The organism is uncultured Oscillibacter sp. (assembly GCF_910579365.1).
In the GTDB taxonomy this organism is placed as follows: Bacteria; Bacillota; Clostridia; order Oscillospirales; family Oscillospiraceae; genus Oscillibacter.
In genome coordinates, this window is sequence record NZ_CAJTUX010000011.1 from 43,623 (window position 1) to 59,143 (window position 15,521).

Annotated in this window: 11 protein-coding genes; all 11 read left to right on the forward strand. The window is 51.4% G+C overall.

Features of this window, described 5'->3' with window-relative positions; translation table 11 throughout:
* The first annotated feature begins 413 nt into the window (after positions 1-413).
* Positions 414-2,327 carry an ATP-dependent DNA helicase gene (locus tag QZ329_RS04950; RefSeq protein WP_295749006.1) on the forward strand — a complete coding sequence of 638 codons (1,914 nt, stop codon included), beginning with the start codon at positions 414-416 and terminating at the stop codon, positions 2,325-2,327.
* Complete coding sequence (locus QZ329_RS04955) at positions 2,324-2,473, forward strand: hypothetical protein (protein WP_295749009.1); 150 nt, start codon at positions 2,324-2,326, stop codon at positions 2,471-2,473. Before QZ329_RS04950 ends, QZ329_RS04955 begins: the two co-directional genes overlap by 4 nt.
* 66 nt (positions 2,474-2,539) lie before the next feature.
* Positions 2,540-4,096 (forward strand): recombinase family protein, encoded by a 1,557-nt coding sequence (locus tag QZ329_RS04960; RefSeq protein WP_295749012.1) that lies wholly within the window; start codon positions 2,540-2,542, stop codon positions 4,094-4,096.
* Positions 4,093-4,848, forward strand: coding sequence for a recombinase family protein (locus QZ329_RS04965; RefSeq protein WP_295749015.1), 756 nt, complete (start codon positions 4,093-4,095; stop codon positions 4,846-4,848). Before QZ329_RS04960 ends, QZ329_RS04965 begins: the two co-directional genes overlap by 4 nt.
* A 27-nt stretch (positions 4,849-4,875) precedes the next feature.
* Positions 4,876-6,513: a recombinase family protein gene (locus tag QZ329_RS04970; protein ID WP_295749017.1), complete on the forward strand. Its 1,638-nt coding sequence runs from the start codon at positions 4,876-4,878 to the stop codon at positions 6,511-6,513.
* A 391-nt stretch (positions 6,514-6,904) separates the two neighbouring features.
* Complete coding sequence (locus tag QZ329_RS04975; protein WP_295749020.1) at positions 6,905-7,372, forward strand: recombinase family protein; 468 nt, start codon at positions 6,905-6,907, stop codon at positions 7,370-7,372.
* 21 nt (positions 7,373-7,393) lie between these two features.
* Positions 7,394-8,254 carry a recombinase family protein gene (locus QZ329_RS04980; RefSeq protein ID WP_295749023.1) on the forward strand — a complete coding sequence of 287 codons (861 nt, stop codon included), beginning with the start codon at positions 7,394-7,396 and terminating at the stop codon, positions 8,252-8,254.
* Between the two features lie 67 nt (positions 8,255-8,321).
* Positions 8,322-10,385, forward strand: a complete 2,064-nt coding sequence (locus tag QZ329_RS04985; RefSeq protein ID WP_295749026.1) for an AAA family ATPase — start codon at positions 8,322-8,324, stop codon at positions 10,383-10,385.
* Positions 10,382-12,250, forward strand: a complete 1,869-nt coding sequence (locus QZ329_RS04990) for an ATP-dependent helicase (RefSeq protein ID WP_295749029.1) — start codon at positions 10,382-10,384, stop codon at positions 12,248-12,250. The genes QZ329_RS04985 and QZ329_RS04990 overlap by 4 nt, the downstream gene beginning before the upstream one ends.
* A gap of 140 nt (positions 12,251-12,390) precedes the next feature.
* Positions 12,391-12,795: a recombinase family protein gene (locus QZ329_RS04995; RefSeq protein ID WP_295749032.1), complete on the forward strand. Its 405-nt coding sequence runs from the start codon at positions 12,391-12,393 to the stop codon at positions 12,793-12,795.
* Positions 12,755-15,521, forward strand: a 2,767-nt coding sequence (locus QZ329_RS05000) for a SpaA isopeptide-forming pilin-related protein (RefSeq protein ID WP_295749035.1), incomplete at its 3' end; no start/stop codon positions are given. The genes QZ329_RS04995 and QZ329_RS05000, both read left to right, overlap by 41 nt.

A 15,521-nucleotide genomic window follows, 5' to 3' on the forward strand; every position in this document is an offset into this window, starting at 1 on the left:
GCCTCTCGCTGCTCTTTGAAAACCAAATATCAGCAGTACGGGGAACCACCTGAACAGACGAGCGTCCAGCAGCGCACGCCATGACGTCGGAGGAAAGCAAAAGCGAATACCCCTCACCGCTCCAGCCGGGGCCGTGAGGGGGCCTCTGACGAGCGAGAATGCCACCCGCTGGGACAGCCTTTGGCAAGGCCGCCAGCGTTGACTCTGTCCGGGTACATAATGAGATGCCTTTGCATGGCCTGAGATCCAGGCTGTGGGGCTGCCCTGGGGTTGAAAGCAGTAGAGACCCTTGATATACGCCCGCGCAGGTCTTGCCGGACCTGCCCCGTACTGTTCCCGATCCACCGGGGCGCGAGCTGCAAATACGGTGGAGCTGACTGAAGAAATTGAAATTGTTTAGAGGAACTTTACGGATGATTTATCATAACAGGAAAGATGCCCGAGAGGAGATCGGCCATATTTTCAAGGATTTACTCCCCACTCAAGGAATGCCGGAACGCCCGGAGCAGATCGCCCTGAGCCATCGGATGCTGGAGGCCATGCAGGACGGCGGCATCGCCCTCTGTGACGCCGGAACAGGTATCGGCAAGACCTATGCCTACCTCGTGGCCGGAACTGTATTCCACGGCCTGCGGCCCTCCCGGCCTATCCTTATTTCCACTTCCAGCATCGCTTTGCAAAAGGCTGTGCGGGATGAATACCTCCCCTTCCTCTCCGCCATTCTGGCAGAGGACAAGATGTGCGAAGAACCCATCCAGGCGGTGATCCGCAAGGGCAAATCCCACTACGTCTGCGACCAGCGCTTGGAACGGCGGCTGGGTCAATTGGACCTCCGCAAGAAGAACTGGAGGGCCGGAACCGCCCTGCTCTCCCTGCGGGAGAAGCTGGATCTGGACGAGGTGCCCCGTCTCAGCGGCTATGACCGGGAGCGGGTTTGCGTCCCCAAGGTCTGCGACTGCCAGCGGGAGAACTGCCGGTACCGCACATTTTTGGACAGCTGCGACGGCAGTCAATATCCCTTCCAGATATGCAACCACAATCTCCTTCTGGCGGACGCCATTCACCGAGGGACAGGCCGCCAGCCCATCCTGCCGGACAGCCTTGCCATCATCATCGATGAGGCCCACAAGCTGCCGGAGACGGCCCGACACATGTTCGGCGTTACCCTCCGAGCCGAGGACATCCAGGGTCTCATCCACGATCTGCGGCGGGAGAAATACCTGCTGGCGGCGGACGCCCTGGCGGACACCTCCCGTCTCTTCCTTCGGAAGCTGGAACGGCCTCACAACCCGGACCGGCGCTTTTCCGAATACGCCCGGCTGCTGGTGGCCCCGAACCGGGCGCTGACGGTAGTACAAAAACAGGTCAATCCTCTGCTCTCTACCGCTACCCGAAGGAGGCTTGAAAAACTGGCCTCAACGGTAGCCCTGTTCTGCGAAGGACATCCTGACATGGTGTTCTATCTGGCGGAGGACGCCCGCGACACCGTCATGCTCTGTGCCACAGTGGCGGATCTGACCGCCCAGCTCCAAAGTACCCTCTGGAACCAGCCCAGGCCCATCATCCTCACCTCCGGCACCCTCGCTGTGGGCAGCGATTTTCACCGCTTCCGGGAGGAGTCTGGATTGCTGGAGGACAGCCGGGTAACGGAGTCTGTCTCGCTCTCCCCGTTCGATTACCGGGAAAACTGCCTGTTGTATGCACCTCAGTTTTCCTCTGGTCAAAAAAGCGAAATGTACTATGACAAACTTGCCGACGAGATTGCCCTGCTGCTGGAAGCTGCCTGCGGACACGCCCTGGTCCTCTTCACCTCCTACGCCGCCATGTCCGCCGTGAAGGAACGGCTGTCGGAAAAGGACCTCCTCTGGCCCCTGTTCACCCTGGGCCGCAACGCGGTCCATACCACGGAGCAGTTCAAGGCCAGTCCGGGCAGCGTCCTGCTGGCTACCGGCGCGGCCTGGGAGGGCTTCGACTTCCCTGGCGACTGCGTATCCCTGCTGGTGATCCCCCGCCTGCCTTTCGCCCGCCCGGACGCCCTGAAAGAAAAAGAGCGGGAGAGCTTTCCAAACCTCCACTCCTTTATCCGGGCCATTGTCGTGCCAGAAATGCAAATCAAGCTGAAGCAGGGTTTCGGCAGGGCCATCCGCACCGAAACGGACACCTGCGTCGTCGCCATTCTGGACGAGCGTTCTGTCCCCGGCCAGCGTTACTTCGAGGACGTGAAAACCGCCCTGCCGGACATGCGGATCACGGACAGCCTTCGAGATGTGGAGGCGTTCATCCGCAGCGTGAAAGGGCCGGACTACTTTCTGGAGGACGGCAGATGATCAATGTCAAAAGCGAAATCCAGTACATACTGGTCACGCAGACCCTGGAGGATATGGCCCAGGCGGGCTTCCTGACAGCGGAGGAATTGACAACAGCCAAGCGCCTCGCCGTAGAGAAATACCGCCCCTCGACTGTGTGGGAATAGTTCTGGATATCTCCGGCGAGGTGTGGTAGTGTTGGCGTTGCCAAAACGGGAAGGAGGCTGAAGCCCATGGCAGCAAACGTAAAAATCATCCCGCCCAAGGAGAAGGAACGTACCGCCCTGCGCGTCGCCGCCTATTGCCGTGTCAGCACGGACCACTCTGAGCAGGCTTTGTCCTATGCCTCCCAAATCCGCAATTACACGGACCTCATCAATAGCCACGAAGGCTGGGAGCTGGTGGACGTTTACGCTGACGAAGCGGTCAGCGGCACAAAAACGGACAAGCGGGAGGACTTCAACCGTATGCTCTCCGACTGCCGGAAGGGCAGGATCGACAAGGTTTTGGTGAAGTCCCTCTCCCGCTTCTCCCGAAACACGAAAGATTGCCTCGCCTCTCTGCGGGAGCTGATGTCCCTCGGCGTCAGTGTCCAATTCGAAAAAGAGAATATTGACACGGAAACGCTCACCACGGAATTCCTGGTGAGCGTTTTCGGCGCTCTGGCCCAGCAGGAATCCGTATCCATATCAGAGAATGGACGCCAGGGCTTCCGCCGCAGGATGGAGCTGGGCCAATTCATCACCACCAAGCCGCCCTACGGCTACCGTCTCAAGGGCAGCGGAAACCTGGAGATCATTCCGGAGGAGGCGGAGCTGGTGCGTTGGGTATTCGACGCTTACCTCAGCGGCCACAGTGTTGGCTGGATTGTAAATGATTTAATCAGCCGGGGCATTCAGGACCGGAAGGGCGTGGTTCACTGGACCACCCGCCAGATTTACTACTGGCTTTCCAATGAAAAATACATCGGAGATACCCTTTGCCAAAAGACCTATAAAACCGGATTTCCCTTTACGCAGAAGATCAATCATGGCGAAGTGGACCAGATCTACGTTGAAGGCTCCCACCCCGCCATCATCAGCCGGGAAACCTTCGAAAAAGCTCAGGCCCTCCGGCAGAGGAAAAAGAAACGCCGGGACCGCCCCGACGGCGTCTACCCGCTGTCCCGGAAAATGTACTGTGAGGCTTGCGGGGAGGCCCTCTACCGGAGGACCACTCGTAAGGGCACCGCCGCCTGGCACTGCCGGAACCACCTGAAAAACGCGGCCTCCTGCTCGGTGGGGCCTATCCCGGAGGAGAACATCCACGCCGCTTTCGTGCGGATGTACAACAAGCTCCGGCTTCATGAAGGCGTCATCCTCAAGCCCGCCCTGGGCCAATTGGACGCTCTGAACGAGGCCCGCCAGCGGAACAATCCCGCCATGCTGGCAGTGAATCAGGCCATCGCGGAAGCGTCCGAGCAGAGCTATAAAGTCAGCAGCCTTCAAAACAAGGGACTGCTGGACACCGCCGCCAGCACCGCTAAACTGCGGGAGATCGAGGGCAGACTGGCAAATCTCCGGAAAGAGCGCCGCCGTCTGCTGAAGGACGGGGACCTGGAGGCAGCGATGGAAGCCTTTCGTCAAATGGTGAGCAGCATCCGTGAGGGGCCGGGCCGCTTGGAGGGCTTTGATGAAATCCTGTTCGCCGGTCTGGTGGAGAAGATTACAGCAGAGTCACGAACCCGCATCCGATTCCGGCTCTATGGCGGCATTGAACTGGCGGAACAGGTTCAGGAGGACGGAACATGATCCGGAAGATTTTGTATGGCTATCAAATTCAGGATGGGAAACTGGTCATTCAGCCCCAGGAGGCCGAGGTGGTAAAACGTGTATTTTCCATTTATCTGGAAGGGACATACCAATGGAAAATCGCGGATATTTTGAACGCTGACGGCATTGTTTACAGCCAGGAACGGCCTCAATGGACCAAGTACCGGACGGGCTTCATTCTGAAGAACCCGCGCTATATGGGGGCGGATGATTACCCTGCTGTCGTCAGCGGCGAAACCTTCCAAAAGGCACAGGAAATCATTCAAAAAAGAAAGAAAGCCGCTGTCAGAGCAGACCGCCCGGTCCTTCAATACCGAGAGAAGCTGTGCTGCGGAGAATGCGGGAGCGTCTTAAAACGTCGGTTCAGCGGAAGGAAACGGAATGATACGCTGTATCTGCAATGTGAGAGCTGTGGAATCAGGGTTCAAATAAAAGACCATGATCTGCTGGCGGAAGTGGAACGGCAGGCAGAAGCATATGTACCTCCGGAGCCGGAGCATATGCCTTATGAGCCTTCCGCCGAGGCAGTCCGCTTGACCAATGCCATCAACCGGGGACTGGAACGCCCGGAACAACCGGAAGAAATTGTGAAACGGATTCTTCAAGGCGTCTCCGCCTGTTATGACTGCTTTGTGAATGAGCCGGAGCCGGTCAATGTCCTTGACGCTCAGGCAGTTCAATCTATCACCATTACTACGGACAACGTGGTTACGGTGACATTCAAAGGATAGTGTAAACCTACCGGGAAAGGACAGAACATGGAACAGGCTGTACGAGAAAAACGAATCCGAATCATCCCCGCCACGAAAGAGCCACAGACAGCAGGGAGGCCCTCCGGCAGAAAGCTGCGGGTGGCCGCCTACTGCCGGGTCTCCACCGACAGCGAGGACCAGCTCACCAGCTACACCGCCCAAAAGGAATATTACACGCAGAAAATTGAGGAGAATCCTGATTGGGAGCTGGCCGGAATTTTTGCCGACAGGGGCATTACCGGCACCAGCATGAAAAAACGGGCGGAATTCAACCGCATGATTGCTGCCTGTAAACGGGGCCGGATCGATATAATTCTCACCAAATCCCTCTCCCGCTTCGCCAGGAACACCGTGGACTGCCTGGAAACGGTGCGGATTCTGCGGGCCAGGGGCATCGGCGTTCGCTTCGAGAAAGAGGGCATCGACACGCTCACCGAGTCCGGCGAGTTTATGATCACACTGTTCAGCGGCTTTGCTCAGGCGGAGAGCGAGTCTATCCGCAACAATGTGATCTGGGGCATCCTCAAAAGCCGGGAGGCTGGGAATGTTCCCTTCCAATATACCAAATTGTTAGGCTATCGCCGGGGCGCGGAGGGCAATCCGGAGATTGACCAGTCGGAAGCGGAGGTGGTGCGGCGTATCTACCGCCGTTATCTGGACGGGGCCAGCATCTTTGGAATCCAGAAGGAGCTGGAGCGGGATCATGTTCCAACCGCCACAGGCGTGAAGCAGTGGTCCTGGCAGACAATCCGCAACATTCTCATAAATGAGCGTTACATGGGGGACGCCCTCCTGCAAAAAACGTACACCGTGGACTGCATCAGCAAAGAGGTCCGGAAAAACAACGGTGAGTTTCCTATGGTTTATGTGGAGAATAATCACCCGGCAATCATATCCAGGGATATGTTTTATCGGGTAAAAGCAGAGATGACCCGCCGGGCCAGCAAACGGAAGGTCATGCAGAAAAGCGGAAAGACCGAGCAGGGCAAATATTCCGCTAAATACGCCCTCAGTGAGCTGCTGGTGTGCGGGGAGTGCGGGACGCCATATAAACGCTGCACCTGGGCCAGGAACGGCAAGAAGCGGATCGTCTGGCGTTGTATCTCCCGCCTGGAGTTCGGAACGAAATACTGCCACGGGTCCCCCACGCTGGACGAGGACCGGCTTCACAGGGCCGTCGTGGCCGCCCTGAACGAGTACGGAGCCATCCGGGTTGAGGTGAAAGCGGGAGTCCTGGAGCTGGCGGGGCTGGCGCAGAGCCACGGCGAAGGCGATGGTGTGAGTCTTCTGGAACTGAAGCAGCGGCTGGATGCCCTGACGGCGGAACAGGCTCTTCTGCTGGACAAGATTCTGGAGGATATGGACAACTTGGAACTGAACTCCCAGCTCGAGGCTGTAACGGCGGAGAAACAGGACATCCTAGACCAGATGCAGGCTCTTGAAAAGGACGAAAGCCAGAGGAGCCTCCGGGCCTCCAGGCAGCGGGAGATGGAGGCGTGGCTGGACCAGCAGGCAATGCGGTTCACAGAGTACGAGGATAGCGTCACACGCAGGTTTGTGGAGCGAATCACGGTGGTAGATGCCAATACCATCCAAGTCAAAATCAAGGATATTGATGTGGTGATCAGCGAAGGGCTGTGCTGAGCGAAAGCATGAGGAAAGAGCGCAGGACCGGAGAGGCAAATGCCGACTCCGATCCTGCGCTCTTTGTTTGTGGCAAAAACTCCTGAAACCATTGTGCTGCAACGGTTTCAGGTCTGCATCTTTTTCCCCCACACAAGGAATGTTAAGTTAACGAAATATTATATTAAAAAGTTACGAAAATGCAGAAAATCGCATGGTTTAGATATAATTTATAAGAATTTAGTTTCGCTGAATTTTAAGGCTTTTTCGAAATATCTAGTTTGACCAATGGAGTAAAACCACACTCATCGTTTATTAGATAATTTAATCATGTGTACACATGAGCAGCTAAAAGCTGCTCATTTTTATATATTTGCCATATAGATTGAAATTTTGGAAGGAATATGATACCATGGATACAACAAGAAGTGACAAAATCAAAGCAGGCTTGCAAAGGAGCTTTCAGAGCGGCAAATCAGCCAAAGCATCCATCGTATGTTATGGGTACAAAGTAGACTCTAAAGGCAAGCTTCAGACCTATTCTGCAGAGGCCGCTCATGTGCTTTACATTTTTGAGAGATTTGCCGCTGGTGACAGTCTTGGGAAAATATCCGATGTACTGTTTTTGATGGATATTCCATCGCCTACCGGAAAGGAAATCTGGAGCAAAGAAACCATTTCGAAAATCCTTAGCAATGAAAAATATACCGGAGATGTTATCTTGGGTAAAACCCAGGTTAAAAATGGTGTACAAGTCAAGACCATTGACATTTCAACCAAGACTACTTTAACAAACCATCATCCTGCAATCATTTCAAAGGAACTGTTCGATTCCGTTCAAAAAGAAAAAAGCCGCAGGCATCGTTCGCGCGAGAGATAGAAAAATGTGAAAAGGGGCCGTATGGGTACTGTCAAAATGATACCTCCCAAAGCCAGTTTCCCACCCAAATTAAAGGTGGCAGCATATTGCCGGGTCAGCACCAAAGCTGCTGAACAACTATCAAGTTTGGCAATGCAGGAACAATATTACGAGAAGCATATTAAGCAAAACCCAGACTGGATTTTTGCGGGAGTATATTCCGACGTTGGCAGTGGAACGAGGATAAAGGGGAGGAGCAGATTTAAAGCTCTGCTTTCTGCCTGTCGGCGCGGCAAGGTGGATATGATCCTCACGAAATCGGCCCACCGTTTCGCACGCAATACAGTAGACGCTTTGAAAACGATTCGGATGTTGAGACACCGGAATGTTGATATTCATTTTGAGCGCGAGAATATCCATTTTCGCTATGAAAGCTCCGAGTTTATGCTGATGCTGATTTGTGCCCTGGCACAGGATGAAAGCTACTCCAAAAGCAAGGATATCAAATGGGGTTTGCGCAAATCATTTCAGAACCCAGACTCCAAATACTATCAGCGAATATGCTACGGATATACCCATGATCAGGAAGGTAAGCTCATTATTCATGGGGAGCAGGCTGAAATTGTTCGATTGATTTATGAGATGTCCGCATCAGGAGTCAGCCTTGCAAGGATATCTGTGCATTTGGAGGATATGGGGATTCCTTCGCCAAGAGGAAAGGAAGTCTGGAGTAAAGAAACCTTGCGGAAAATACTCAATAATGAGAAGTACATGGGCAGTGTAACCCTGCAAAAGACATTTGTCGAAAACTATCTGGAGCATAAGCAGATTAAAAATAGAGGGCAGTTAGATATGTTTCAAGCGGCCTATCATCATGAGCCCATCATTTGTATAGATAGCTAATAGAGATTATTACATTTCCTTTCAAAGTCATTGTTAAATATTTATGGTCTATAGGGGGATAACACGAATGAGGCTTATTAAAATAAAATTGTCTAATTTCCGTTGCTTTGGGCCAGAGGAGCAGACAATTCTTATTGATAACCTGACCGTTTTTATTGGGAATAACAGTGCAGGAAAAACGGCTGCGTTGTCTGCTTTGAACTGCATGTTCTCTGAGAACAGCAATGACCGGCTTTTGCATAGGAGCGATTTTCATCTGCCCAAAGGGAAAAAGCCTGAAGAAATGGAAGAGCAGTCTTTATATGTTGAGGCGGTATTCCAATTTGATGAATTGGAGCCTGAGGGGCAGGGTGGCGAATATGCTATACCTTATTTTTTCCAACACCTGGTCGTTGAAAACCCAGGCGAAGCACCTTGCCTCCGTATCCGATTAAGCGCAACATGGGAAAAAAGCAGTACTCTTGAGGGGTCTATTGACAGTCAGATTTGTTACATTACTTGCCCAGAGTCTGAAGAAATTCTTGAGGATCATTGTGTGAGAGCTCAGCGGCATGATTTGGATAAAATACGTGTAATATATGTTCCCGCAGTTCGTGATCCATCAAAACAGTTAAAAAATGCTTCTGGCTCTTTGATGTACCAGATCATGAGCAGTATTAACTGGAGCGCTGAAACGAAAGACCATATAAAAACAAAAGTGCAGGAATTGAACACCCAGCTTGAACGAGAAAAGGGTGTTTCTATATTTGGAAATTCTATTGCAAAACAGTGGAAAGAATATGATTCAGACAACCGTTATTCTACTGCAAGCCTGAGATTCAGCGGTACAGATATTGAAACATCCATTAGGAACACCGAGGTAGTATTTGAACCGACGGTTACAGGAAAAGAGTATACAATTGATCAGATGGGTGATGGCCTCCGCTCTCTCTTTTATATTTCCTTAGTTGACAGCGTGTTGGATGTTGAGGAGCAAATGCGGAAAGAAATCAAGTCAGACCCAGAAAACACCTCTTTCAACCGTAAGCCCCCCATTTTAACAATTGTAGCGTTAGAAGAGCCGGAAAACCACATTGCTCCACATTTGCTTGGTAAATTGGTAGGCAATCTACGAAGCATTGCAGGAAAACCACATGCACAGGCGATTATAACATCTCATTCTCCTGCTATCCTAAAAAGAATTGAACCTGAAAATCTTCGGTATTTCAGGCTCACAATTGATGGCGCTACATCAAAAGTTCGGGGAATCACTTTGCCTAGTGAAAAAACAGAGTCAGAGCAGTATAAATATATCAAAGAGGCTATTAGGGCTTACCCAGAACTATATTTCGCAAAGTTAGTCATCCTCGGTGAAGGAGAAAGCGAGGAACTCATTTTACCGAAATTTTGGGAAGTTGTTCATGAAAACGTTGACCTTAGCGGTATTTCCATTGTTCCTTTAGGCGGCCGCCACGTGAATCACTTCTGGCGGCTTCTTCATGATTTGCAGATACCTTTTATAACACTTTTAGACCTTGACAGAGAACGGGACGGCGGTGGCTGGGGCCGCATAAAGTATGCGCTTACACAATTGTTGCAAATAGGGGCGGAGAGAGAAAGGCTGCTTGATACCACGAAAGGGATTATGTCTGACGATGACCTTGAACGCATGCATGACGGGAGTGTACTTGACACAGAAAATATGCAGGCTTGGATGAATCGTTTAGAGGAATATCACGTTTTTTTCTCCGCACCATTGGATATTGACTTTTTGATGTTGGAGCATATGGGAGACCAATATAAGAAAACGCTAGGAATGCGGGAAGGGCCTAGAATTACGATTGATGAAGATCAAGTCTATATCAAAGATTTCGAGACAACGGGTCAATGTCATCCCAAGTATGACGAGCGAATTGAAACAAGCATTCGGCAAACGCTAAAAGAACATGGAGGTAATGGAGAAACTTATACAGATGAACAGAAGAAACTCATGATTTGGTATAGCTATTTCTTCTTGAACAGAGGAAAACCGGCTTCACATATTGCCGTCCTATCCTCTATGAGCGGAAATCAGCTGAAAGCGTCTATGCCGCCTGTGCTTTCGCGGCTGATCACAGTGGCTGAGCAGATGCTGAAAGGCGAAACTTCATGAATATTATTTCACCTGAAGAATGGATACCTTGTGATGGTGTTATCCTTGAACGTGCCGCAGACAAAGCGGTTCGCAGCGGTTCTCATGTGTTAGTGATTGCTGGACCAGGTGCCGGAAAGACGGAACTATTAGCGCAAAAGGCTGCTTACCTGCTCCAAACAAATCAATGTAGAGATCCCCAGAGAATATTGGCCATTAGTTTCAAAAAGGATGCTGCTCAAAATTTAAAAGAGCGTGTAGAACAGCGTTGTGGAATCGAAGCGGGGGGACGCTTTATATCCATGACTTATGATGCTTTCTCCAAAAGCTTGCTGGATCACTTCCTATACGCTTTACCTGCTACTCTTAGACCGCAGCCTGAGTATCAAATCAATGATGATGCCGTTATCGATGCGGCATTTAAAAAAGCGGGGTTTAAAAATCCTGAAGGGTTACGAGGGAGCAGACTAAAGAAATATTATGATGACTCTTTATCGGGTGTTACTTTGTCAATTGTTAAGCGCGGGTTTGCAGAGGCTGCATGGCCACTGCTTTTGAATGGGTTCGACCATCAGGCCCCCACTTTAACTTTCAAAATGATTAGTATACTGGCAATCTATCTCGTAAAAACAAACCCTTTTATTCAGCGGGCCCTGCATTTGACTTATTCTTATGTATTTTTAGACGAATTCCAAGACACAACGAGCCTCCAGTATGAGCTTATCCGGCAATGCTTTTTCGGCTCTTCTTCAAAAATAACAGCGGTAGGTGATAATAAGCAAAGAATCATGATTTGGGCCGGAGCCGACAAAGCTATTTTCAATAAGCTTTTTAAAGAGCTTTCGCCTGAACCTGTGCGATTGATTATGAATCATCGTTCCGCACCAAGACTTGTTGCGTTACAAAGGACCATGTATGATTCCTTGAATGAACAAGCTACACAAGTAGAAACTTCTAGCAAATGGAATCCGGCTGATGGGGATATTGATCTTCTCATTGCAGACAATGAGGAGTTGGAAGCACATGCAATTGCGGAGGATATTGCAAGTGAGATTTCAAATGGAGCTAAACCGAATGAGATTTGTATTTTATGTAAACAGCGGCCAATGGACTACTCTTCAGCTATTATTTCTGAACTAAAAACTCACAGGATTTCCGCTCGAATTGAAACTGAGTACCAAGATCTTGTCAAAGAGCCGATTATTGACTTGCTGATCAGAATGATCCTATGCGCTCTCAGCAAAAAACGGCCTCACGATTGGGAATATATTCAAAACTTTCTCGTGAGTTTGAATGGAATTGGCGCAAATCAAGTACATCAAGAATATGATCAAATGCAAGAGGCGCTAGCATCTCAAATGGAATGTTTGAAAACAGAATTAATAAAAGGCATGGATCAGATTTGTATATCCAATGTGCTAAATAGCTTGGTTGACTTTTTGGGCGCAGATAAAATAAAAGCTAACTTCCCTGAATATCGGCAGAGAAATCGCTTAGAAGAATTAATAGCCAAGTTTGAAGAGTTGTTCTGGGAAAGTTTGAATGAAGCAAACGGTGATTGGGAATTAGCTGTAGAAATCTTTCGGGGTTTCCATTCTGTCCCTATTATGACAATTCACAAAAGCAAAGGGCTTGAATACTCTTCTATTTATTTTGTGGGTTTGGAAGATTCCGCCTTTTGGAGTTTTCGTACTCAGCCGGAGGAAGATCGATGTGCATTTTTCGTAGCATTGTCACGAGCTAAAAGGTCGATCACCTTTACTTATTGTAAGCGAAGGAGAAATTTGAAATATCCTCAGCAAAGCCATCGAGATATTAATGAGTTTTTTAAGCTACTACAACAACCAGGGATGGCGAATATAAAAGAAGTCGTGGAACAAAAATAGATTATCTTCCAATATGGGTGCTTAAGCCAAGAGATGAGGACTGGAATGAATTTTGATTCCAGCCCTCATCTTTTGGCTTATAGACCATGAGCCTTTTGCAATTTAGTATCTGCATCTTTTTCCCCCACACAAGGAACATTATGAGCGAGTGGTACGTGCGCGATTGCAGCCGCAAGCAAAAAGCACAGTATCAGATACGGGGTAAGTCCGGCAAGCCTGTCACCAACACGATTCCCTATGGGTTCAAGAAGGACCCGGATGAAAAACACCACTGGCTGGTGGACGATGAAGCAGCGGACGTTGTGCGCCGCATTTTCCATTTGAGTGCGGAAGGAAAAGGCCCTCTTGCGATTGCCAGAATCCTGATGGAAGATAAGGTGGAACGTCCCTCCTACTATCTCGACCAACGGGGCCGGGGAACGTGTCAGAGCAAAACGGATATGTCCCGCCCCTATGACTGGACGGATGCCACGATTCGGGATATGCTTGCCAAGCCGGAGTATTGTGGTCAATCCGGACGACCATCAGAGCGTCTACTTCTATAACCAGCCTGTCGGGTCCATCCTGGTGAAGAAAATGAGCAGCACCACTAAGGAGCCGCTGAGTGACGTGATCATCCGCATCACCCGGACGGACGGTTCTGTGGTAGGGACGTCCAACGGCGAGTTCCGAACGGACGAAAATGGGTTCATCAAGGTAGACGTGGAGCCGGGCAGCTATATCGTGCAGGAGGTGTTCGCAAAACCTGGATTCCTGCTGGACGATACCCCCAAGGTGGTCGAGGTGAAAGGCCCCGGCGTTTATAATCTGGAACTGTTCAACCAGCCCCTCGGCTCGTTGGTCATCCACAAGTACAGCAGCCTGGACCGCAAGACCCCCTTGGCCGGAGTGCAGTTCAAAGTGACCTACGCCCCCGGCTGCGTGGTGGACGATGAAAATGGCAAGGTGTCCTCCAACGGTATCTACTACACCGGGCCGGACGGGACCATCACCATCAACGGGATCGTGGGCACTGTGACCATCACGGAGCAGGCCACCATTCCCGGCTACACCATCGATCCGGAAACCAGAAGCCAGACCATCGTGGTCAACCCGGATGATGTGCAGCACGCTTATTTTTACAACACGCCGAAAAACACCTTAATCATCGAAAAGTACCTGGAAACCGAGAGCGGCAATGAGCCGCTGAAGGGTGTGACCTTCCAGGTCGTTGATTCTTCCGGGGCTGTGATCGGCAGCAGCAACGGCGAGTTCATTACTGGTGACGATGGCCGGGTGGTGATTGCCGGAGTGGAGCCTGGGTCCACCATTAACGTGCGGGAGATCAAGGTCCCCGACGGCGTGGTGCTGGACACTACGCCCAGAAGCATTAAAATCAGCGAGGATGGCGGGGCGAATATTCTCCGCCTGTACAACAAAAAAACGGGGTATTTGGTAATCCAGAAAAAGGACAAGGTGTCCGGGGCCCTTTTGTCCGGGACCGAATTTGAATTGACCTACGCGCAGGGCGGCTATGTGGACGATAACTTCGGGCATCTGTCCTCCAAGGGCCGGTTTGTCACCAATGACGCCGGGGAGATTCGTGTCCCGGTTGTTGGCACCATAGTCGTAAAAGAGGTGTCCCCCAGTCCGGGCTATGTGATTGACAAGGAAACGCAGAGCCAGACCATCACCGTCAACCCGGCAGATACCCAGACTCTGGTGGTATATAACGAGCCGCTCTGCTCCCTGACCCTCTCGAAAAAGGACGCGGTTACTGGAACGCCTGTACCCAACACAGAATTTACCCTCAAGGACGGCGATGGGAATATCATCGGACGTTATACCACCGGAACTGACGGGACCGTGACGGTAACGGGCCTCATTCCCAATTCCACCATTGTGGTGGTGGAAACCAAGGTGCCCGCCAACTACGTCCTCGACCCCACGCCCAGGACCATCATCGTCCGCAACGGTTCCGGGAACAGCGTCACCACAGGAGGAACCGGCAGCGGGACCACCAGCGGGGGAAATTCCTCTGCGGGAGGTACCGGCAGCGGCGGAAACAATGTGGTAGTGGAGAACATCCCCAAAGTCACTCTCACCATCGAAAAGTATCTGAAAACCGAAAGCGGTGAGAAGCCGCTGAAGGGAGCAACGTTCCTCGTTACGGACCAGACCGGCGCTGTCATCGGAAGCAGTAACGGCGAGTTCACCTCCGATGAAAATGGCCGTATCGTGATCCCCAACCTGGAGCCGGGAACGACCGTCACCGTAAGGGAAATTTCCGTGCCGGACGGCGTGGTCCTGGACAGCAGCCCCAAGAGCATCCTCATCAAAGCGGGTGAGCAGGGCCAGACGCTCCGGCTGGTCAACCAGGCGACGGGATATCTCGTGATTAAGAAGCTGGATAAGCTGACTTCCGAGCCGCTGGCCGGAGTGGAGTTCAAATTGAGCTATGCCTCCGGTGAGTATGTGGACGACAATTTTGGGCACCTGTCCTCCCTGGGGCTTTACAAAACGGACGCTAATGGTGAAATTCGGGTCCCCGTCGTGGGAACCGTGGTGGTCGAGGAAGTCAAAACGCTGCCCAATTACACCATTGATCCCGGCACGAAGCGGCAGGTAGTTACGGTGAATCCGGCGGACACGCAGACCTTGACGGTCTACAATACCCCCGATACGAATTTAACCATCCAGAAATACATTGAGGACCCGAACGCCAAGGGCACCGGCACTGAGCCGCTGGCTGGCGTTACGTTCCTGATCTGCGACAGCAGCGGGACGCCGCTGGGACCCAATAACGGCGAGTTTGTGACGGACCAGTACGGGCAGATTCGGTTAAGCGTAGCTCCCGGAACCACCGTCACCGCCAAAGAAATCAAGACCGCCAGCAATGAATTTGTGCTGGATTCCACGCCGCAGAGTATCCTCATCAAGGAAGGCGAGGGCCAGCAGCTCACATTCTACAACAAGCGCGTTGGCGGCTTGGAGCTGATCAAGGTCAGTGCGTCCGATGAAACCAAGCGCATTCCCAACACCACCTTTGAGATTCGGAAGATGGATGGAGCCTTGGTTGAGACGGTCACCACGGATTCCACAGGCCGGATACACGTTGATTTGGACGCCGGTGATTACTATGCTGTCGAGATCAAGGCCGGGGAGGGGTTCAAGCTGGATTCCACACCCCACTACTTCACGATCCAGGACAACCAATGTACCACTCTGACGGTGACGAACAAAGCCTTCTCGGGCATCCTGATTCATAAGGTGGATTCCATCACCAAGAAGG

Coding starts and splice junctions, on each gene's coding strand:
- QZ329_RS04950 (WP_295749006.1), top strand. CDS start 414: ATGATTTATCATAACAGGAAAGATGCCCGAGAGGAGATCGGCCATATT.
- QZ329_RS04980 (WP_295749023.1), top strand. CDS start 7,394: ATGGGTACTGTCAAAATGATACCTCCCAAAGCCAGTTTCCCACCCAAA.
- QZ329_RS04955 (WP_295749009.1), top strand. CDS start 2,324: ATGATCAATGTCAAAAGCGAAATCCAGTACATACTGGTCACGCAGACC.
- QZ329_RS04990 (WP_295749029.1), top strand. CDS start 10,382: ATGAATATTATTTCACCTGAAGAATGGATACCTTGTGATGGTGTTATC.
- QZ329_RS04965 (WP_295749015.1), top strand. CDS start 4,093: ATGATCCGGAAGATTTTGTATGGCTATCAAATTCAGGATGGGAAACTG.
- QZ329_RS04995 (WP_295749032.1), top strand. CDS start 12,391: ATGAGCGAGTGGTACGTGCGCGATTGCAGCCGCAAGCAAAAAGCACAG.
- QZ329_RS04960 (WP_295749012.1), top strand. CDS start 2,540: ATGGCAGCAAACGTAAAAATCATCCCGCCCAAGGAGAAGGAACGTACC.
- QZ329_RS04970 (WP_295749017.1), top strand. CDS start 4,876: ATGGAACAGGCTGTACGAGAAAAACGAATCCGAATCATCCCCGCCACG.
- QZ329_RS04985 (WP_295749026.1), top strand. CDS start 8,322: ATGAGGCTTATTAAAATAAAATTGTCTAATTTCCGTTGCTTTGGGCCA.
- QZ329_RS04975 (WP_295749020.1), top strand. CDS start 6,905: ATGGATACAACAAGAAGTGACAAAATCAAAGCAGGCTTGCAAAGGAGC.